Source organism: Kineosporia mesophila (assembly GCF_021129235.1).
Classification (GTDB): domain Bacteria; phylum Actinomycetota; class Actinomycetes; order Actinomycetales; family Kineosporiaceae; genus Kineosporia; species Kineosporia mesophila.
Genome location: NZ_JAJOMA010000041.1, coordinates 1 through 20001 on the forward strand (window position 1 = coordinate 1; position 20001 = coordinate 20001).

Here is a 20001-nt window from a genome sequence, read left to right on the forward strand (position 1 = left end):
GGGGTGGCCGGGGTGGCCGGGGTGGCCAAGGCGGCCAAGGTGGACGAGGCGGCCGGGTCGGCCGGGGTGAACGGGGCGGACGAGGCGGCGGGGCGGACGAGGCGGACGAGGCGGCCAAGGTGGCCAAGGTGGACGGGGCACCGGGTCAGCCGGGTCAGCCGGGGCGGCCGGGTCAGCCGGGGTGGACGGAGTGGACGGGGCCGGCTGATCAGGGATGGTCTGGCGCAGGCGGGCCCGAGGTGAGCAACCGCGTCCTCAATTCTGAAACTCCCGCGCTTTCAGAAATAGTGGGGCTGCGCCTGGGTCGGGTCAGCTCGCACGATGTCGAGGCCGGGCACGGCCATGAGTTCTTCGACAGCGGCCTCGGAGGCGCCGATGCCGGCCCAGTGCGGGTCGATGTCGCGGGCCACGCACCAGGCGTGGTCGGCCGGCCAGACGAATGCCGGGGGAGGGGGGTTCTCGTCGTGGCCTGCCACCCATTGCCCGTAAGCGCTCAGGGGGCCCTCGAAAAGGTAATAGGCGCGGTTGGGGATCTCGACGTCGGCCGGACCGGACCCCTCGGGGGTCACGCCCCATCCCTCCCAGAGGCAGAAGTAGCCGAGTCGGGGGGTGCGGGTGTGACGCGACAGCACGTCGAGCAGCAGGCCCAGCTGGCGGTGCTCGGAGAGGGCTTGAGTGCTGTTGTCGGTGGCGCCCGGGTGTTCCGGATCGGGCATGAACCGCAGCCGGGCGTGCGCGGGCAGGCTCGGGGGCCCGAATACGGCGGTTTCGGACCAGTCCTGTGCCGCTCCGGTGATCCACGAAGCCGCAGTCAGATGAGTGGAGGGCAAAAGGGACATGCTCCCAGCGTGACAGACAATGTTGGTTAACGAACGAAAGGTTACGTGCGTATTATCGAGGGGTGGAGAAGACCGGGACGACCCGTACACGTAATCGCCGGGGCGAGGGTGGCCGCCTGCGTGAGGAAATCATCCAGGCTGCCATTGATCTGCTCGACGAGACCGGTGACGAACGGAACCTGACGCTGCGGTCGATCGCGCGCCAGGCCGGCATCGCGGCGCCGTCGATCTACAAGCACTTTCCCGACCAGCCGGCGATCATGCTCGCCGTCGTGCAGAGCGCCTTCGTGGAGCTGAACGCGGCCCTGCGGGCGGCGGACGCGGGGGACGACCCGCGCGTTCGGCTCGAGTCGGTCTGTCACGCGTACCTGAAGTTCGCGCAGACCCACCCCCAGCGCTACCGCACGATGTTCGGTGGGCTCTGGGTGCCGACTCTGGGGGAGGGCACCTCGGTGACCGCGGACGACCTGGGCGCGCTGGGGGTGGAGAGCTTCGAGATTCTTACCGGGTCGCTCGTCGACTGCGCCGCTGCGGGCAAATCGGCCAGTCAGGACCCGGCCACCGATGCCGTCGCGCTGTGGCTGGGCCTGCACGGCCTGGCCCATCAGCGGGCCGTGACGGCTGCCTTTCCCTGGCCTGCCGACATCGAGCAGCGGATCGTCGCCTCACTGGCCCATCTCTCCTGACCGGCCTGCACCATGGCTGACCTGGACCTGCGCCGGCTGCGGTACTTCGTCACGCTCGCCGCGACCCTGAACTACGGTCAGGCGGCGCAGGCCCTGCACATTGCCCAGCCCGCGCTCAGCCGGTCGATCAGCACTCTTGAACGAGAGCTCGGCGTCACGCTTTTCGAGCGTTCACGAGCGGGGACGAAGCTGACCGCGGCCGGGGAGTTGCTGCGGGACGAGGCCCAGACGCTGCTGCACTCGGCCGAGATCCTGCAGCAGCGTCTGCGCCGGGCCGACCGTGCGAGCCTGACCGTGGGTTTCATGCCCGGCCTGATCCTCACCCCGTTGGTGCGGCACCTGGAGGAACGGTTCGTTGGGCTGCGCGTGCACGCCCTCCGCACCTCCTGGGCCGACCAGCTCACCGGGCTGCGCGACGGCCGGTTCGACGCCTGCCTGGCCCATCGGCCCTTCGACGACGAAGGGCTCACTGTCGTGGACCTCTTCGAGGAACCCCGCCTGGTCGCACTGCCGCTGGACCACCCGTGCTCCGGCCGCCCCGAGATCACGCTCGCCGACCTGGCCGATGACGAACTGCTCCAGCCCGCCCGGGCCGTACCCGGCTGGCCCGGCGCCTACGCCACGGCCTGCGAGGCGCCGCCGTCGGTGGAGGAGAAGTTCGAGCAGGTCGCCGCGGGCCGGGGCATCGTGATCGTGCCGCTGTCCGCCTCGCGCTATTACCACCGCCCCGACCTGGCCTTCTCCCGGGTGAACGACCTGGACCCGGTACGGGTGTGCCTGGTGATCGAGACCCGCCGCACCGAACCGACGCTCCACGAACTGCTCCAGGCCGCGCCGAAGCTCCTGACCAGCCCTGATGCCGGCCCGGCATGAGTTGGTAACCAGCTGGTCCTGGACGCCCTCACCGTGAGGCACCCAGGGTGGGAGGACATCGTCGTCCGGAAGGAACGTCCTCTTGTCTCTCTCGCCTTCTGCCCGTGTCGTCATCATCGGCGGCACCAGTGGCATCGGCCTCGCCGTCGCCCACCAGGTCGCCGCCACCGGCGCCCGGGTGATCATCGGATCGCGCTCGCCGCAGTCGGTGGAGCAGGCGCTCACCGGGCTGCCCGAAAACGCCTCGGGGGCTGCGGTCGACGTCACCGATCCGGCCTCCCTGCAGGAGTTTCTCGACGCGGCCGGACCGTTCGACCATCTCGCCTACACCGCGGGCGACGAGCTCGTCCGTGGCCCGATCAGTTCCTACGATCCTGAGCGGGCGGCGGCCTTCTTCGACGTGCGCTTCTTCCGGGCGCTCGACGCCGTGCGCCTGGCCCGGCCCCACCTGCACGAACGCGGTTCGATCACTCTGACCGCCGGTGCTGCGGCCCTGCACGGCGGACCGGGGCGGGCGCTGGGTGGGGCTGTCGGGGGTGCGGTGATCGCTGCTGCCCGGTCTTTGGCCGTCGAGCTGGCGCCGGTGCGGGTCAACGTGATCGCTCCCGGCCTGGTGCGCACGCCGCTGTTCCGGGACCTGCCGGCCTCCTTCTTCGAACAGGCCGGTGAAGCAACACTTCTGGGGCGGGTGGCGGAACCGGAGGATGTTGCGCAGGCGTTCGTCGCGGCCATGGAGCAGGATTATCTGACTGGGAACGTCACGGTGGTCGACGGGGGAAGCGTGCTGAAATGACCTACGGATGAACGGTTCGCTGACATCTGCCTCTCGGGGTACCCCGGTCAGGCTTCGTTCAGGAGTGGGTGCCTAGGCTCGGGGCATGACGTTCGCGCTCACGGTCTTGCTGTCCCAGATGGGCCCGGCCGCCGTGCTGCTGCTCGCACTGATCATCTTTGCCGAGACAGGTCTGCTGGTGGGGTTCTTCCTGCCCGGTGACTCGCTGCTGTTTGCCGCCGGGCTGCTCGTGGCCAACGGCACCGTGCCGGTGCCGCTGGTCGTGGTGATCGGGGCGGTCTGGGCCGCCGCGAGTCTGGGGGATCAGCTGGGGTACTGGATCGGGGGACGCATCGGGCCGCGCCTTTTCGGTGGGAGGCCCGGTCGCTGGATCCGGGCCCGGCACGTCGACGCGGCTAGGGAGTTCTTCGACCGGCACGGCAGCAAGGCGGTGATCACGGCCCGGTTCGTTGCGCTGGTGCGTACCTTCACGCCGGTGGTGGCGGGGGCCGTGGGCATGCCGCGGCGCCGCTTCACCGTGTACAACGTGGCCGGTGGGCTGCTGTGGACGGCCGGGATGCTGCTGAGCGGGTACTTCCTCGGGGCGATCCCGTTCGTCGCCGACCACGTCGAGCTCACGACCCTCGCTCTCGACGCGCTCGTGGTGACGCCGGCGGTGGTGGCGTTCCTGATCCGGTGGTGGCGTCGGCCTCCGGATGGGGCGATGAGCGCCGCGCACCGTGGTGCGGGCGCCCGAGCGGTGGCGGAATCTGGTTCAGGTGCACGTTCCTGACCCGGAAACCTGTTTCGCTCCTGAGTGATTCACCGTGCTGTGCAGTGGAACGGATGAAGTCCCGACGGCCGGAACTTCAGCGGGCCGGCAGTCACGGTCCATGTTCCGGTCGCGGATCGTTCACTTGCCGGTGACGTAATGGCCGAGCTTGGTCATTCGGGGTAAATCGGATGCGCTTCGGGGGCGCCGATGCCTTAATTCGTTCGTTTCCGTTTCTGGGGAGGATATTCGTGGCAAACACCGCTCTGCTCGCGTCCCGCTTTCGCCGTGCCCCGCTGGTACTCGTTGCCTTGGTGACGTTGCTGCTGTCTGCGGGATTCGTCACCGTCGCTTCACCGGCCTCGGCGGCCACCGTGCTGGGGACATCGACGATCGTCAACGTCAATTACACCAACGACTGCCTGAGCTCGAACTTCGCGGGCAGTGTCTATGCCACGCCGTGCAGTGGAAGCGAGTACCACCGCTGGCAGAAGATGAGCAACGGCGAACTGCGTAACGTGGGAACGGGCCTGTGCCTGAGCGCGAACGCGGACGACGTGTACACGGTTGCCTGCAGCGATGCCCGGACCCACGTCTGGTTACATCACCTGGTGACCGGCACGGCCAACAGCTACTACCTCGGCAACAACTACTACAACACCATGGAACTGAGCATGAACGACGCCAACGACGTGTACCTGGCCGGTGGCAATAACATTCTCGCTCACATGTGGTATACGAACTTCTGATGAATCAGGGCGATGGACCGTCCTGTTCACGGGGTGGTCCATCGCCCTCCTGATGGTTCGTGCTCATTGGCGGGGTAGGGGGCTCACGTTCTGGGAGGCGGCCCAGGTGGCCAGGAGGGCGAGGGCGTCGGTGTCTGGGCTGCCGGCTGGCGCGGTGAAGGTGACGAGGAGCAGGCCCGGGTCGGCGGGTAGTTCCAGCACCTCGAAGTCCAGGTGCATCTCGCCCACCACGGGATGCCGGAAGTGCTTAGTGCCGAGCTGGTGCAGGCGGACATCGTGGGCGGCCCAGCGCTGCCGGAATGCCTCACTGCGGGTGGACAGTTCGCCGACCAGATCGCTGAGATTCTTGTCGTAGGGATTGCGGCCCGCCTCGACGCGTAACGATGCGACGGCGTCGTCGGCGGCACGTTCCCAGTCGGTCCAGAATTCCTGGGCGCGGGCGTCGAGGAACGTGAAGCGGGCGTGGTTGACCGGCCCCCCGCTCAGCCGGACGGAGCTGCCGAAGACCGGAGCGAAAAGCGCTTGGCCGAGGTCGTTGGCGGCCACCGTGTCGAGATAGGCGTTGTTGATGATCGCTGGGACCGCCGGCATCAGGTCGAGCAGACGCTGAACCGTGGGGCGGACCTGGGCGGCGATCGGTTTGCGGCGTCTCGTGCGGCCCGGTCCGGCGACCGCGGCGAGGTCGAGCAGGTGAGATCGTTCGGCCTCGTCCAGGCGGAGCGCCCGGCTCAGGGCATCCAGCACACTTTCGGACACACCGGCCAGATTCCCGCGCTCAAGTTGCGCGTAGTACTCGACACTGACCCCGGCCAGATCGGCGACCTCGCTGCGCCGCAGCCCCGGAACCCGGCGCCCGCGATTGACCATGCTGAGCCCCACCTGCTCCGGGGTGACCTTCGCCCGGCGTGAGGTGAGGAACGCCTTGACCTCGTCACGGTTGCTCACACGTTCGAGCTTAGGTGCGTGACCCGGCGCCCGGGGTGGGCTGTCAGTACACCTGTCATCAGCGTGTTCCTTCTTCTTCCGGCGGGTCGTTGCATGGAATCCGCCGCGGTTCATCGCGGTCAGGATCACCGGAAGGGACGCATCACCATGAAAAACACCAAGCTCGGACATCTCGAGGTCTCCCGCATCGGTCTGGGCGCGATGACCATGGCCGGCACCTACACCAGCGAGGGATCTCTGGACGACTCCGAGTCGATCCGCACGATTCACCGTGCTCTCGACCTCGGGGTGACGCACATCGACACGGCCGAGGTGTACGGGCCTTACCTGAGCGAAGAACTCGTGGGCCGGGCTCTGGCGGGTCGACGCGACCAGGTGGTCATCGCGACCAAGTTCGGCCTCATCGCCCACACCGGGAACGGGAGCACACCGGGGGCTGTCGACAGCAGCCCGGCGAATGTGCGCGCTGCCGTGGAAGGTTCACTGCGGCGGCTGGGCACCGATCGTATCGACCTGTATTACCAGCACCGGGTCGACCCGAAAACGCCGATCGAGGAGACCGCCGGGGCGGTATCCGAGCTGATCGCCGAGGGCAAGGTCGTGCACTTCGGGTTGTCCGAGGCCGCGCCGGACACGATCCGCCGGGCCCACGCCGTGCAGCCGGTCGCCGCGCTACAGACTGAGTACTCGTTGTGGACCCGCGACGTGGAGGACGAGATCCTCCCGCTGCTGCGGCAACTCGGCATCGGCTTCGTGCCCTACTCCCCGCTGGGTCACGGTCTGCTCACCGGCCAGATCCGTACCGTCGACGACTTCCGGGACGACGACTGGCGCAAGACCAACCCGCGCTTCACCGGCGAGAACTTCCGTCGCAACCTGGCTATCGTGGACGAGGTGAGGGCGATCGGGGCCGAGATCGGTGCCAGCCCGGCCCAGACCGCCCTGGCCTGGATTCTCACCCGGGGAGACGACATCGCCCCGATCCCCGGCACCCGCCGGGTGGCCCGAGTTGAGGAGAACACGGCCGCCGACACCATCGAGCTGACCGCGGACCAGCTCGAACGCCTGAACACGCTGCGGCCCGCCGCGGGCGAGCGGCACGACGAGGTGAACATGGCCGCCATCGACCGCTGACCGGGTTTTATCGGACTGGGTCGTCCGCCGTGCGCTCGTCGGAGAAACGTGACGAAGCGGTCAGCTCTGGCGGAGGAGGTACTCGCGCCATGCCCGTGAATACTGGGCAATCTCCTGAGGCCAGTCCTTCGGGCCGGGCATGATTGCGATCTCGTCCCAAATAGCCTGGAAAGTGTCGGCGAACGCGGTTACGGCGGCCGCTGGCCGGTTTTGCCAGGCTGGAATGCGCGACGCCCAAGCATCAGCTGAGGCAGGTGTGTGACCGTGCCTGACCAGGTAGACGGCCCAGATGAAGGGGTCGACCCAGGCTGGCCCGGCCGTGAGCCAGGCCCAATCGATGACGTGAGCCCCCCGGGCACTGATCATGACGTTGTCCGTGTGCAGGTCGGTGTGCAAGAGGGCCGGCCCGGCCGGACAGCCGGGCCAGCGCGTCTCGGCTCTGAGCGATGCGGTTACTGCCGAGTGGGTGCCGAGTTCGGCAATGGTGGTTGCCACGACACCGAGGTCGGCAGACCCGGGTCGGTAGTCGGCAGGCCGCGATTCGGACGGCAGAGCATCGAAGGCGATGATGTCCCAGGCGGGGCCTACGCTGCGCCACTTCACAGCCGGACAGAAACCGGGCAGGATCGCCGCCGCGCTGGCCTCGCGTTCCTGAGTCTTCCAGGGACGGTCGTGCCGGATGGGTAGACCCTTGATGAATAGACGGTTTCGGCCCTGGGTAACGATCCCGGCGATAGCACTGTTCCTGCCTGGTCCGACGGTCTCGTACGAGTCGATGGGACCAAGGTGGGCGACGACAGCGTCGAGTGCTTCAGCAGGAAGCTCGGTGATTCTGTCGGGCACTGCCTCTCCGATTCCCCGTGACGTGTGCTGTCCGGCCGGAGCCGGACCGGCCGGACAGCACAGTACCCCGAGCTACTTCAGTTGTAGGGTTGGTCGTCCCCGGCGCTACAGGAACATCCCTTCAGGTCAAGGCCCTTGAGGTCCTCGATCGGGATGACGCCTTCCTCTAGCTCGCTGGTGCGCGTGGATGTCAGTTCCAGGATGACCGTCATGACATTTGCTCCTTCTCACCGTGTTGGCAGTACCTGTTCAGTTCCGCCCCCGCTTCCTGATAGAGCTTCGCCAGCGGTCGGCACGTGGAGCAGGTGCCGGACAAAGTGCAGCCGGCGCAGCCGCCAGTGCGGAGGTGACCTTCGTCGGCGTAGTCGCCGAGTTTCCGCAGGCCGTTCGCGCCCTCCTGAAGCACATCGACTTCCTTCTCGCGGGCGATCTTGCAGAAGGTCGCCTTGCCGAGCGGATCGACGGCGAAGAAGGTGTGGCCGGCGTTGCAACCGGTGAATGGCTTCCGCTTGCGCCCGTGCCGGGTGGACTGCTGGGTCATCACATCGCCCTCCCCGTTGAAGGTGGGGGTGATCTGGTGATAAGAGAAGTGGCTGATACCGAGGTCTTCGGCGTAGGTGGCCATGTCGGCTTCTTCGGCGTCGTTGTGACGGGTGACAATGATGTTCAGCTTGACCGGCAGCCCGGCCGCCACCGCTGCCTCCACTCCCCGCTTGAACTGCTTGTACGAGCCCCGCCGCTGGGTCAGGGCCTCGTAGGACTCCTGGGTCGCGCCGTACATGCTGACGGCGATCTCCTTCGGCGCAGCCTGCCGGAACGCGTCCAGAATGTCCTCACGCCATAACCTCGACCCGTTAGTCGACAGGTTGACCAGGATGCCGAGCTGTGACGCGAGGAGGTAAGTCCTCACAAAATCGCGGTCGACGGTTGCCTCGCCACCGGTGACCTGAAGATAAAGAACGCCGACATCGCGAAGAACTTCGAGGAGCCGTACCTTCTTCTCCCATGGCAGTCCGATGAACGGCTTGTCACCTAGATAGCAATGTGTGCAGTCGTAGTTGCAACCGAGGTTGATCTCGTAAGACGCCCGGGCGAATGCGGGTTCGGTCTCTTCCCGCACGAGCACTCGCTCTGCGGCCGGGCCGGTGAGATCGTGTACGCCGAGGTAACGGGGCGCGGCCTTGGCCAACCATTCTGGTACGGAATTGCCATCATCAACAGCATCTTTCAAGCCCAGGTAATGCCTTCGGGTGACCTTCAGTCCGGCGCTGCCGGTGCGTGATGCAATGACGTGGTGATCGAGGTACGGCGAGGCAATGAGCTCATGCACTGTTCGGTCCTCTCTGGGGAAGCCCAGGATGCATCACTGGCAGTCTTATTCCTAGGGCTAAATTCAGTTTGCGTTCATTCAAAAATCTCGCCATGTAATGGTTTGTGAAATCCAAGAAAACTTCGGGGTCAACAAAAGGCGGCGGGCCCGTGTGGACCCGGACGCGGCCCTGGCTGCGCGCCGTTGCCCGGGGCACTATGAGTCTCCGTGAGGCGTCCGGAATCGTGACGAAGCATGTGGTTCTGAACCCGGCGGGTCTAGGTCAAGTTGAGGGCGCGCGGAGTCAACCGCCAGCGTGAGAGCATTTCTCAATCCCGCGATGGCGACGCGACGTGATGCGCTCGAAATTCAGGTCCATCGGCATCGGAGGGTATGAGATCGAACTCCCCGGCCTTGACGGCTTCGAGGAAGGCTCGCCATTCGTCGTGGGTGAAGGAGAAGGGTAGAGCCTGGCTCATTTTCGTGTCGCCCACCTTGATGCCGACACCTCGGCTGTCGACGCGTACCTGCACGCAGTCCCGACCGCGGGCCGAGGTGCTTGCCTTCTGCCAACGGCCGTCGGTCCTGAGCATGGTGATCCTCCTGATCGGTGAAAGTGCAGGGGGTGGGTCCGGATCCCCGTCGGGCCCGCCCCCCTGCCGGTGGCGCCGCTGCCTAACCCTTCCTCCAGGTCAGCACCCACAACAGGTACAGCCCACCCAGCGCCGCCGTGACCAGCCCGACCGGGATCTGGAAAGGGCTGAGCAGACGCTGGGCCAGGAGGTCGCCGGCGCTGAGCAGCACCGCGCCCATCGCCATTGAGGGCAGCAGGGCGATGCCGGGGGAGTGGGCGACCTTGCGGGCCAGCTGAGGCGCGGCCATGGCCAGGAAACCGATCGGGCCGGACGTGGCCACGGCCACCCCGGCCAGAGCAACGCCCGCTGCCAGCAACAAGATTCGGACACGAGCGACCTCGACCCCGAGACCGCTGGCGGCGTCGTCCCCCATTTCCAGCACTCGCATCGGCCCGGCCAGGGCCAGGGTGAGGGGCACCAGGACAGCGAGCACGACGAGGACCGGGGTGACATGCGGCCAGGTGATGGTGTTCAGGCTGCCGAACTGCCAGGCCTTGGCCGTCTCGGCGTCTTCCAGTGTGGCCCGGGTGATGAGGTAGTCGTTGACCGAGGAGAGCATGGCACCGACCGCGATGCCGGTGAGAATGAGGCGTTCGCCGCCCTTTCCGTGACCGGCGCTGAGGGCGTAGACGAACAGCGCGGTGGCGAAGCCGCCGGTCACGGTGCCGGTGGCGATGCTCGCGAACGACGAGGTGCCCGCCAGGAGAATGACGATCAGGCCGCCGCTGGCCGATCCGGTGGCGAAACCGACCACGTCCGGGCTGCCGAGAGGGTTGCGGCTGATGCTCTGGAACACTGCCCCGGACAGGCCGAGGGCGGCGCCGACGAGCACGGCGGCGACGGCCCGGGGCAGGCGCTGGCGCAGCACGATGAATTGGTCCATGTCGCTGCCACCGCCCATAAGGGTATGCAGCAGATCACTTCTGGTGATCTCGTAGGCGCCGGTGGCGACGGTGACGGCCACAATGATGGACGCCGTGGTCAGCAGGGCGGCGACGGTCACGGTGGAGCGGCGGTGCAGTCGGAGAGTGAAACCTCCGGGCAGCTTCAGCGCGGTGAAGCCGGGCACGGTGGTCATGAGTTTCTCCTGGACTGCCGGAGCACGAGATGGACGAGAACGGGCGCCCCGACGAAAGCGGTGACGATGCCGGCCTCGACCTCTCCTGGACGGGCGATCACCCGGCCCACGATGTCGGCGGCGAGAACCAGCGCGGGCCCGGCGATCAGCGAGAGGGCGAGTACCCGGCGCTGGTCGGGGCCGGTGATCAGCCGTACGGCGTGCGGTACCACCAGCCCGACGAACGCGATCGGCCCGGCCGCGGCGGTTGCGGCACCGCACAGCAGGGTGAGGACGGCGAAACAGAGGACGCGGATGTGCGCGACTTTGAGTCCCAGCGAGGAGGCCTGGTCGTCACCGAGGGCCAGGGCGTTCAGGGACGGGCCGAGCGCGAGGGCGACCAGCAGGCCGATCCCGGCAAACGGCAGAAAGGCCAGGAGGATTGACTGGTCGCGGTTGGCCAGTGATCCGACCACCCAGAAGCGGTAGGAGTCGAAGGCGTCTTCGTCGAACATCGTGATGATGCCGGTGCAGGCGCTCAGGCACGCCGACAGGGCGACACCCGCCAGCAGGAGCCGGGTCTGGCTGTTGCCCGCTGTTGTCGGATGGCCGAGTTGCCCGCAGGCCCGCTGATTCACCGCCCAGACCAGCGTGGACGCGAGAGCCGCTCCGGCGCAGGCGAACCAGACGTAACCGGTGAATGACGTGGCCCCGAACCCGGCGATCGCCACGACCACCGCGAAGGCCGCGCCGGCGTTCACCCCGAGGATGCCGGGCTCGGCCAGCGGGTTGCGGGTGAGCGCCTGCATCACGGCCCCGGCCACGCCGAGACAGGCCCCGACGGTGAGGGCGAGCACCGTGCGCGGCATGCGCAGCTGCCAGATGATGACCGACTCCGTGCTCCGGTCACGGTGCAGGAGCCCGTCCCAGACATCGGCCATCGGGATGGGGCGTGAGCCGACGGCGACGCTGGTCATGACCAGGATCACGATCAGGCCCAGCCCGAGCACGGCGGCGAGGGGACTGAGGACGCGTCCGGCCCCCTGCGAGGTAGTTAGAGTCCCGTACGATCTTGTGGTCGGCACTTAGGTAAGCCTAGGCTAACTTCCGTGAACATCCGAACCCCCCTCCGGCCGTTTGTGGCCGTGAGCTGCGTCATCTCCGCCGCACTGGTGCTCAGCGCCTGCGGTGGAGGCTCGTCCGAGTCCTCTGCGCCCGCCTCGGCCGCAACCCAGAAGAGCGAATACGTCACCCCGCGCACCATGCCCGAAGGCAAGGGCAGTAACGCCGCGGACGGTGATTTCCCTCGCACCGTCGTGCATTTCCAGGGTAAGAGCACGCTGGAAGCCGAACCCGAGAAGATCGTCGTGATCTCCACCGGTCAGGCCGACGCTCTGCTCACGCTCGGGGTGGTGCCGGTCGGTTCCACCGCCGGTGACGGCGCCGACATGATCCCGGCGTACCTGACCGAGGCATTCCCCGACGACGCCGACGACCTGGCCGCAGTGACGTCGGTGGGCGACCGGTTCGCCCCCGACCTGGAGTCGGTGGCCAACCTCAAGCCCGACTTGATCCTGATGAACACGGCCGGCAAGGATGCCGCCGCGATGTACAAGAGCCTCAGCGAGATCGCGCCCACGGTTGCCACCCAGGGCACCGGCCTGTACTGGAAGCAGGACTTCCTGCTGCTGGGCGACGCGATCGGCAAGCGTGAGCAGGCCGAGAAGTGGCTGGACGACTACCAGACCGAGGCCGCCGACTTCGGGAAGGGGCTCCCGGACCCGGGGAACGTCTCCTTCCTGCGGCAGAACGAAGACCGCACGCGGGTGTTCGGCGTCGCCTCGTTCAGTGGCTCGGTCGCCGAGGACATCGGCCTGCCGCGCCCGGAGAGCCAGAGCTTCACCGACGAGACCTCGCAGGACATCAGCTCCGAGCAGCTCGACCTGGCCGACGGCGACCACCTGTTCTACGGCGTGCAGGGCGGCGACGCGACCAAGCTGACCGGCCTTCCGCTGTGGGACTCGCTCGCCGTGGTGCAGGCCGGGAAGGCCGTCGCGGTCGACGACGACACGTTTTACCTCAACACCGGCCCGACCGCCGCACGGGGGATCCTGTCCACGCTCGAGAAGACCCTCGGGTGAGTCGTTCCCAGGGCGGGCCGAGGCTGGTGGTGGAAGCCGCCGGCCTCGGCTACTCCGCGGACCGGATGATCTGCGTGGGCCTGGACGTGGCGATCCCGGACGGCGAGATCACGGTCATCGTCGGCCCGAACGCCTGCGGTAAGTCGACCCTGCTGCGGGCCCTGGCCCGGCTCCTGAAACCCCATACCGGTCAGGTGCTCCTGGACGGCCGGTCGATCTCGGCCTACGGCGCCAAGGAACTCGCCCGTCAGGTCGGCCTGCTGCCGCAGACCTCCATCGCGCCCGACGGCATCACGGTGGCGGATCTGGTGGGCAGAGGACGATTCCCGCACCAGAGTCTGCTGCACCAGTGGTCGTCGGCGGACGACGCGGCGGTACGGTCGGCGATGGAGCGCACCTCGGTCACGGAACTGGCGGCCCGCGGGGTGGACGAGCTGTCCGGTGGTCAGCGGCAGCGGGTCTGGGTGGCCATGGCACTGGCCCAGCAGACCCCGGTGCTGCTGCTCGACGAGCCCACGACCTTTCTCGACATCGCCCATCAGGTCGAGGTTCTCGAACTGTGCCGGGAACTGAACCAGGCCGAGGGCAAGACGATCGTGGCGGTGCTGCACGACCTGAACCAGGCCTGCCGCTACGCCGATCACATCATCGCGATGAAGGACGGCGCGATCGTGGCCCAGGGCCGCCCCGCCGACGTGATCACGGCCGAGGTGGTCGAGGCGGTGTTCGGGCTAAAGTGCCTGATCATCGACGACCCGGTGACCGGCACACCTCTCACTGTGCCGCTGGTCGGCGTCCACCGGAAGTAGTTGGGTAGCCTGACGGCATGCGGTCCGAGGAAGTAACGCAGCCGGGAGACGATGTCCTGAGCGAAGCGGTGGTCGCGGTGGCCGTGCTCAGCCGTAGCCTGGAACGGGCTCTTTCGGATCTGACCCTGCCCCAGTTCCGGATCCTGGCCCTGATCGAGTCGCAGCCGCAGCGGGCGGCCCTGCTGGCCGACCGCTCGGAGGTCACCCGCGCCTCGCTGAGTAGCATCGTGCTCGTGCTGGAGCGGCGTGGCCTGGTGGTGCGCGAGAGCGTGTTCGGCGACAAGCGCGGCGTGCTCCTCGCCCTGACCGACGAGGGCCGCACCGTGCTCGAGGAGTCCCGGCAGGTGCTCAACGACCGCATGCTGGCCTTCCTCTCCCGGTTCCCGGCCGCCGAGCAGCAGGCCGTGCTGGAGGGCCTGACGCTGATCGTCGGTTCCACGGGCAAGGGATATTCGGCCCGCGCGACGCACGAGGCCATGCGGGCGCAGCGCGACGCGGGTCTCCCCACCGTCGACGCCCACCCGGCCTGATCACGAAAGTTCTTGGGAACTCCCCGATCGGGCCTGCGCCCACAGCCAGGCGGCGGCCTCGGACAGGTGCTGTTCCACCTCGGCCACGTTCCGGCCGGACACGACCACCCGGCCGACCCGGGTGTTGGTGTCCTCGAACGAGGTCATCGTCGATCCCGGCCGCAGCTTGTACTCGGCATGGACCACTCCGGGACGACGGGCGAGGTCGTCGAGACCGGGCAGGGACACGATCCGGCCGGGCGGGGCGAGCAGATCGAGGTTGCCGAAGGCGGCGTCCTCGCGGACGACCGCGGCCCCGGCACCGGTCGGGAGGCCGAGGACGGCGGCCGCCCACTCCTCGTGCAGGTCGACGCCGGTCGCGAGACGGATCATCTCGTCGATGCGCTTACCGGCGACCCGGCCCCCGCACTCGCCGAACACCAGCTGCCCGTCCGGCCGCTGGAACGCCTCCAGGTGGAACACCCCGGTGGTGTGCTCCATCGCCGTCAGTGAACGTGAGACGAGTTGCTGGGCAGCCTGATACAGCCCGGGCTCGTCGGCGGGACGCAGCAGGACCGAACCGTTCATCCCGCCGGCCGGGACATCGATCATGTTGGACAGGTACCGCGAGACGGTCAGCAGGACGACGCGACCCTCCCTGACCACGCCGTCCAGATGATGCTCGACCCCGTCGACGAACGCCTCGACCGTCCACGGGCCCGGGCGGGCCCGGCCGGCCCAGTGGGTGAGCGCGTCGTCGTCGGCCAGCCGCACCGTCTCCCGGGCGCCGGCCCCGTGCGGGGGCTTGACCACCACCGGAGGTCCGCCGACGGCCTTGACCGCGGCGGTCGCCTCCTGCTCGTCGGCGGCGGTCGTGTTCGCCGCCACCAGCACGCGGGCCCGGCGGACGACTCTCTTCTGCACGATCTTGTCCCGCAGGCGGACGGCGGTGCTAACCGGTAGCACCGAGGTGGTGCCGGCCAGCGTGCCGATCACCGAGGCGGCCACCAGCCCGTACTCGAGAGCGCTGGTTACGACGTCGAACTCGGTCAGGTCGATGCCGTGCCGCCCCAGCCCCAGTAGGACGTCCTCTACGTCGGCGGGATCGTGCACCGGTACGGCCCGGATCCCGGGCGGGAGGCCGGCGGCGTGCTTCACCGAAGCCACGCAGGTGATCTCGGCGCCGGCCCGCAGCAGGGACCGGACGGCACCGTCGGGCTTGGCCCCGATCAGTAGGACGGAGGACGGCATCGCATCTCCTTCAGAGGGGGCCTGCTCATCGCGGGGTCATGAAGGCACCGTGCTCGGCGACGGCCAGGCCCTGCGAGTAGGGGATCCCGGCGGTGACCAGCTGGGCCAGCAGAGCAGGCGCGGGGTGGACTGGCGGCTGATCGAGGACATCGGGCACGGTCACCGGTCGTGGGGCGCCCAGCGTGGCCGGGGCCTGGGGCCGGAGCCGGTCGAGACGGGCTTCGATGTCGGGCCAGTAGGCGGCCATCTTGCCGCCCCCGAGCACCTCGGTCTCGCCCAGCAGAGCCAGCAGGGCCTGGTTGCTGGTGTTGTCCAGGACGTGGGCGTCGGCCGGGGGGCAGGGCACCAGGCGTCCGGAGTCGTCGACGCGCCGTCCCTCGGCCCCGGTGAGCAGGGCCTGGAGCCAGCGCCCGACAGCAGTGGCGGTGCCGGACTGCTCGCGGGCGAAGCGGACCAGCCAGTTCAGCGGCAGGTAGGTGACGGCGCCGGGAGCGGCCAGGCCGGCCGCTCGCTCGACCGCCGACATGATGAGCATGTACGAGGCGGACAGGTCGGCGCCGGACAGGGCCAGCTCTGCGGCCTCCCCGTCCGCACCCCGTACGCCCTCGGGGATCTCGCCGAGGCGGGGCCGGCTCCCGACGATCACGTGCTTGAGTTTCTTGCTGCGGGTGAACTGCCGGCTGCAGTGCAAGGTGCCATCGGCGCCCATGTACCACCAGGCGTAGGGGCGCCACCCCAGGTCGGAGAAGTTCACGTGGGTCAGGACGATCCGCACGTGGTGCAGATGCGGCAGCCCGGCCTGCCGGGAGGCCGCGAACCAGCCGACCCGGACCCGGGGGAAGAACACGTTGGGGCTGGCGTGGGGCAGGGTCACGAGGCTCCGCGACGCGTGCTGCCAGCGATCCAGCGAACCGTCGTCCAGGCCGAGCGAGGCCAGGGCCCGGGGGGAGCCGCCCGCCCGCAGCAGGCGTCCGCGTTCCCGGCGCACGAAGGCGGCGAGATCGGGGTCAGGCGACACGGACGGCCCTCTCCCGGGCCGCGAGACTCGCGCCCCACCAGAGAACAGAGAACACCAGCAGCACCGCACCCAGCACGACCCAGGCGGTGTCGAGACCGCGGGCGTCCACCACCCAGCCGGCCAGCAGCGAGAAGCCGGCCTTGGCGGCCCCGGCCACCGAGTTCCGGAGCGTCGTGAACTTTCCGACCTCCTCCGGACGGGGCGCCTGGTTGGTCAGCACCTGCATACAGATGACGTGGGCGGTCAGCACCATCGACACCGGCAGCATGAGCAGGAGCACCATTGCGGCCGAGTGCACCGGGGCGAGCACCAGGCACAGCACCCCGCCCAGGAGCAGGGCATGGCGCAGCACCGCCGGCATCGGCACCCGCTCGGACGAGACCAGGAGCCCCGCGGCGAAACCCCCCACGGTGGCGACCATCGACAGCGCGGAGTAGTAGGCACCCCGGCCCGGCGCCAGGGTGGCGGCGAGCGGGACCATGAGAGTCGAGATGAACGGCAGAGCGCCGCTGCTCGGCACCGAGAAGGCCAGAACCGTGCGTGGGCCGACCATCACGTCGGCGTCGTCGGTGGGCTGCGGTTTCTTCCGGGGCCGGGCCCCCCGCGCGGCCTGGCCGGACGTCTGGTCGTCGGCCGGGTGCCCGGGGGCGAGACTACGGCGGACGGCGATGATGCTGAGCGCGTACAACCCGGCGGTCAGGCCGAAACACCAGGCGGGACCGGCGACATCCAGCAGGATCCCGGCCACCGCGCCACCGGCGAGCCCACCGGCCAGTCCCAGGGAGGTACCCCGGCTGACCAGCGCCCGGGCCTCGGCGGCGTCGAAACGCTCGCGCACGAACCGGCCCACGTAAGCCTTGTTAAGCATCTTGACCAGGCTCAGACTGCACTGGACCGCGAGAAAACAGCCGACCATGGCCGGGACCGGTGCGCCCGCCAGCCAGACGACCGTGAGTAGCAGCGAACCGATCAGCAGCACCCGGTTGGTCAGACCCAGGAGCCGGGAGGCGTGGCCCCGGTCGGCGTAGCGGCGGAAGACCAGGCCGGCCAGCACCGCCGGCACGTACGCGGTCGCGTTCACCACCCCGACCAGGGTGGCGTTACCGGTCAGGCGGTAGGTGACCCAGTACATGCCGAGCGTCTGGACGATCTCGGCCATCGAGGTGACCGAGAAGAACACCAGCAGCCAATGGCCACCCGGCCGGACCCAGTTCCGTATCACTGCGCGGCCTCCCGGCCGATCCGCCCACGCAGGCGCTCGACCGAGCCCGGGGAGAGGTTCTCGAAGAAGGCCAGGTACTCGAACTCGCACATGTTGGACGGCTGGTGCCCGGTCGGCAGATTGCCGTCCGCGGTGCCGTCGACCCCCGGCAGCCGCCGGGCCTCGTGCCGGGGGAGAGGAGGTTGGCCGTCCTGCGTGGGGCGGGCCATCACCAGGCCGGACAACTCGGGGACCGCCCGGACCGGTCCCTGCCCGCGGGGGTCGTGACCCAGTTGGGCCGCGACGTGGGCGGCCCACAGGTCCGCCCCGGAACTGCGCAGCAGCAGTTCGGCGATCCCGGTACCGGCCGGACGCAGCCCGATCTCGCCGAAGTAAAGGGTCTCCCCGGCCCACAGCGTCTCCAGGTGGAAGACCGCGGAACCGATACCCAGGCCGCCGAGGACCTCCCCGGCCAGGTGGGCCAGACCCGCCCGGAACGGGGAGGAGGTCGGTAACACCGTGGTGGTGCGGGTACCGAACGACCGCAGCACCGGGCGGTCGTACTCCGAACACAGCAGCCACTCCACGTGACCGTCGTGGACCACCCCGTCGCAGTGGAACTCCCGCTCCACCGCGAGGGCCTCCTCGACGAGCCAGAGCCCGCGGTTCGCGCGCAGGAACGCGCGCGCGGCCGGGGTTGGCATCCGGCTCACCCCGCGTGCGGAACTCGAGGCCAGCGGCTTGATCACCACCTCTGGCACGGGGCTCGCCGCCAGATCGAGGAAGGCCCCGGACAGCCAGGCCTGCGGGGCCGCGACCCGGCCCCGCAGGGCCGAGCGCATCAGCCACTTGTTGGTGCCCAGCGCGGCCTGCTCGGGCCCGAGCCCGGGAAGGGCGTAGCGGCCCCGCAGGAACGCGGCCGCGGGCATGGTGCTCTCGGAACTCGCCAGCACCGCCGCCAGCGGCCGCCGGCCGGCCACGGCGTCCACCGCGTCCACCAGGTCGGGACCGATCGAGGTCACTGTGACGTCGCCCGGGAGATCGACGAACTCGTAGTCGCCGGCGAACCGGGACATCGCCCGCACCGCGCCACTTTTGCGGGCACCGAGGACGATCGCAACCGGGCGGCTCATCCGCGCCCTCGGTTGAAGTCGGAGACCTGCCGCATCAGAGTGACCACCCCGTCATGGGTGTCGTGGGACACCAGCGCGTGCCCGCAGCGCCCGTAGGACCCCAGGGCCCCCGGAACGGGCTGATAAGAGATCTCCTGCCGGGGAAACCGTTCCCGGAACGCGTCTTCGGTGAGTCGCCCGGCTGGGTCCTCGGTGAGGAAGACCCAGCCGTGCACCCGTGGGGGGACGCCGGGCGACCCGGGCAGAACCGGGGGCCGGCGATTCTCCGTGCGGTGCTGTCGTCGCTCACCGGGCCGGTCCTTCGCGGCTCCAGAGAGAAGGTGAGCGGCCGGTTCCTTAAAATCTTCGAAGTTTTCCACGGTGCACTGACCTGCATCTCATGCGTGGCCCTTCCCGGCGCTGCCCAGTCTTTAGTTCACTAAGCGACCTTATGGACCGGTTCGTTATACCGCACGATGCCGTGGGTGATCGAGGGACTTCTGCGGGTGACGACGCCCTGGTAAAATCCACCGGGCGGGGAGCCCGACCCGGAACGGGATCAGATCAGGAACACCGGACTGCCCACGGTCGCCGGGCCGGCGCGACGACCGAGCCGTAGATGCCGAGGTAGGTGTCGCGATGCCGGGCGAGCTTCATCACCTGCGCCCGAGCTCGTCGGCGAGTTCGGGTGAGGTGATCTCCAGCTCGGTGTCGGCGGGGGTGTGCACGAGCCCGCCCGACTGGTCGGGGCGGGCCGGGTCGCTCCACCGCGGGCGGTAGGAGTTGAGGCCGTTGCGCCGGCGCAGGGTCAGCCAGGGGAAACCGTTCTCCTCCAGGCCCGGCCGCACGAAGGCCCAGCGCCGGTTCCCGGACAGGCCGTGCTGGGAGACGTCGGCCGACTCCAGCGGTTCGGCCGCCATCGACTTGACCGGGTAGCGGAAGATCGCCGCGACCCGTCCCACGCATGCGTCCTCGACCATCTCGACCACCCCCCGGTGAGGTGCCCTTGTGCTGATGCGGATCGGGTGGATCGTGGCGAACATTGTTCCGTCGCAGCGCCTCTCCGCCCGGGCGGGGACCAGAATCTCACAGCGGCAGCCCGGGATGCGTTTCGTTTGGAAGGGGCGTGAGACGCTGCACCTGAACTCACGTAGCACCGAGGGCATCCGACTTCTGCGACGGAACAATCAGTCTCGCGCCCCGGGCTCCGACGTCGGACGGCATCAGGAGTTGCCGCGGCGATCGGCACTAAGCGGCAGATAGGGAAGTGTGAACCTCTTCCCCTCGGTCATCGCACGTCGTCACGGTTTTCGCGCTCGTACTGGGTACCGGTTTGCTCGGTGCCC

At 68.7% G+C, this 20001-nt stretch carries 23 protein-coding genes; 10 read left to right on the forward strand and 13 right to left on the reverse strand.

The window, feature by feature from the left end; genetic code table 11:
• Positions 1–243 (forward strand): hypothetical protein (locus LR393_RS33525; RefSeq protein ID WP_231489246.1); only part of this gene is annotated, 243 nt, incomplete at its 5' end.
• Between the two features lie 35 nt (positions 244–278).
• Here LR393_RS33525 and LR393_RS33530 read toward each other — a convergent pair.
• Positions 279–839 carry a hypothetical protein gene (locus LR393_RS33530; RefSeq protein ID WP_231489247.1) on the reverse strand — a complete coding sequence of 187 codons (561 nt, stop codon included), beginning with the start codon at positions 837–839 and terminating at the stop codon, positions 279–281.
• A 62-nt stretch (positions 840–901) separates the two neighbouring features.
• On the opposite strand from LR393_RS33530, the gene LR393_RS33535 reads away from it, so the two are divergent.
• From LR393_RS33535 to LR393_RS33555, 5 genes are all read left to right on the forward strand, one after another.
• Positions 902–1525 carry a TetR/AcrR family transcriptional regulator gene (locus tag LR393_RS33535; RefSeq protein ID WP_231489248.1) on the forward strand — a complete coding sequence of 208 codons (624 nt, stop codon included), beginning with the start codon at positions 902–904 and terminating at the stop codon, positions 1523–1525.
• 12 nt (positions 1526–1537) lie between these two features.
• On the forward strand, positions 1538–2398 hold the full coding sequence (locus LR393_RS33540) for a LysR family transcriptional regulator (protein ID WP_231489249.1): 861 nt from the start codon (positions 1538–1540) through the stop codon (positions 2396–2398).
• Positions 2399–2480: 82 nt separating this feature from the next.
• Positions 2481–3191, forward strand: a complete 711-nt coding sequence (locus tag LR393_RS33545) for an SDR family oxidoreductase (protein WP_231489250.1) — start codon at positions 2481–2483, stop codon at positions 3189–3191.
• 85 nt (positions 3192–3276) lie between these two features.
• A complete protein-coding gene (locus LR393_RS33550) occupies positions 3277–3963 on the forward strand; it encodes a DedA family protein (RefSeq protein WP_231489251.1) in 687 nt (228 codons plus the stop codon).
• Positions 3964–4193: 230 nt separating this feature from the next.
• Positions 4194–4691: an RICIN domain-containing protein gene (locus tag LR393_RS33555; RefSeq protein WP_231489252.1), complete on the forward strand. Its 498-nt coding sequence runs from the start codon at positions 4194–4196 to the stop codon at positions 4689–4691.
• 63 nt (positions 4692–4754) lie between these two features.
• Here the strand turns inward: LR393_RS33555 and LR393_RS33560 are convergent, their stop codons facing one another.
• The gene (locus LR393_RS33560) at positions 4755–5636 is read right to left on the reverse strand and encodes a helix-turn-helix domain-containing protein (RefSeq protein WP_231489253.1); all 882 of its coding nucleotides are present in this window, start codon (positions 5634–5636) and stop codon (positions 4755–4757) included.
• Between the two features lie 147 nt (positions 5637–5783).
• Here LR393_RS33560 and LR393_RS33565 point away from each other — a divergent pair, with 147 nt between their 5' ends.
• The gene (locus tag LR393_RS33565) at positions 5784–6770 is read left to right on the forward strand and encodes an aldo/keto reductase (protein WP_231489254.1); all 987 of its coding nucleotides are present in this window, start codon (positions 5784–5786) and stop codon (positions 6768–6770) included.
• 60 nt (positions 6771–6830) lie between these two features.
• Here LR393_RS33565 and LR393_RS36815 read toward each other — a convergent pair whose 3' ends face one another.
• The 6 genes from LR393_RS36815 to LR393_RS33590 all read right to left on the reverse strand — a co-directional run bounded on the left by LR393_RS36815 (position 6831) and on the right by LR393_RS33590 (position 11699).
• Entirely contained in the window at positions 6831–7613 is a 783-nt protein-coding gene (locus LR393_RS36815; RefSeq protein ID WP_231489255.1) for a phosphotransferase family protein, read from the reverse strand.
• A gap of 77 nt (positions 7614–7690) precedes the next feature.
• Complete coding sequence (locus tag LR393_RS36035) at positions 7691–7825, reverse strand: hypothetical protein (RefSeq protein WP_269328319.1); 135 nt, start codon at positions 7823–7825, stop codon at positions 7691–7693.
• Positions 7822–8943 (reverse strand): radical SAM protein, encoded by a 1122-nt coding sequence (locus LR393_RS33575; protein ID WP_231489256.1) that lies wholly within the window; start codon positions 8941–8943, stop codon positions 7822–7824. The genes LR393_RS36035 and LR393_RS33575 overlap by 4 nt, the downstream gene beginning before the upstream one ends.
• Positions 8944–9251: 308 nt before the next feature.
• The gene (locus LR393_RS33580) at positions 9252–9515 is read right to left on the reverse strand and encodes a DUF397 domain-containing protein (RefSeq protein ID WP_231489257.1); all 264 of its coding nucleotides are present in this window, start codon (positions 9513–9515) and stop codon (positions 9252–9254) included.
• Positions 9516–9597: 82 nt separating this feature from the next.
• Positions 9598–10635: a FecCD family ABC transporter permease gene (locus tag LR393_RS33585; RefSeq protein WP_231489258.1), complete on the reverse strand. Its 1038-nt coding sequence runs from the start codon at positions 10633–10635 to the stop codon at positions 9598–9600.
• On the reverse strand, positions 10632–11699 hold the full coding sequence (locus LR393_RS33590; RefSeq protein WP_231489259.1) for a FecCD family ABC transporter permease: 1068 nt from the start codon (positions 11697–11699) through the stop codon (positions 10632–10634). The genes LR393_RS33585 and LR393_RS33590 overlap by 4 nt, the downstream gene beginning before the upstream one ends.
• Positions 11700–11723: 24 nt before the next feature.
• Between LR393_RS33590 and LR393_RS33595 the strand changes: the two genes are divergently transcribed.
• Genes LR393_RS33595 through LR393_RS33605 form a run of 3 tightly spaced genes read left to right on the forward strand, consistent with a single transcriptional unit; the run spans position 11724 to position 14094 of the window.
• Positions 11724–12755 carry an ABC transporter substrate-binding protein gene (locus LR393_RS33595; protein ID WP_231489260.1) on the forward strand — a complete coding sequence of 344 codons (1032 nt, stop codon included), beginning with the start codon at positions 11724–11726 and terminating at the stop codon, positions 12753–12755.
• On the forward strand, positions 12752–13564 hold the full coding sequence (locus LR393_RS33600) for an ABC transporter ATP-binding protein (RefSeq protein ID WP_231489261.1): 813 nt from the start codon (positions 12752–12754) through the stop codon (positions 13562–13564). Before LR393_RS33595 ends, LR393_RS33600 begins: the two co-directional genes overlap by 4 nt.
• A gap of 17 nt (positions 13565–13581) precedes the next feature.
• Entirely contained in the window at positions 13582–14094 is a 513-nt protein-coding gene (locus tag LR393_RS33605; protein WP_231489262.1) for a MarR family winged helix-turn-helix transcriptional regulator, read from the forward strand.
• Here LR393_RS33605 and LR393_RS33610 read toward each other — a convergent pair whose 3' ends face one another.
• The 5 genes from LR393_RS33610 to LR393_RS33630 form a co-directional block, all read right to left on the reverse strand.
• Positions 14095–15324: an ATP-grasp domain-containing protein gene (locus LR393_RS33610; RefSeq protein ID WP_231489263.1), complete on the reverse strand. Its 1230-nt coding sequence runs from the start codon at positions 15322–15324 to the stop codon at positions 14095–14097.
• 25 nt (positions 15325–15349) lie between these two features.
• The gene (locus tag LR393_RS33615; protein ID WP_231489264.1) at positions 15350–16342 is read right to left on the reverse strand and encodes a hypothetical protein; all 993 of its coding nucleotides are present in this window, start codon (positions 16340–16342) and stop codon (positions 15350–15352) included.
• Positions 16332–17564 (reverse strand): MFS transporter, encoded by a 1233-nt coding sequence (locus LR393_RS33620; protein ID WP_231489265.1) that lies wholly within the window; start codon positions 17562–17564, stop codon positions 16332–16334. The genes LR393_RS33615 and LR393_RS33620 overlap by 11 nt, the downstream gene beginning before the upstream one ends.
• The gene (locus LR393_RS33625) at positions 17561–18676 is read right to left on the reverse strand and encodes an ATP-grasp domain-containing protein (RefSeq protein ID WP_231489266.1); all 1116 of its coding nucleotides are present in this window, start codon (positions 18674–18676) and stop codon (positions 17561–17563) included. The genes LR393_RS33620 and LR393_RS33625 overlap by 4 nt, the downstream gene beginning before the upstream one ends.
• A 635-nt stretch (positions 18677–19311) precedes the next feature.
• Positions 19312–19635: an MOSC N-terminal beta barrel domain-containing protein gene (locus LR393_RS33630; protein ID WP_231489267.1), complete on the reverse strand. Its 324-nt coding sequence runs from the start codon at positions 19633–19635 to the stop codon at positions 19312–19314.
• Between the last annotated feature and the right edge of the window lie 366 nt (positions 19636–20001).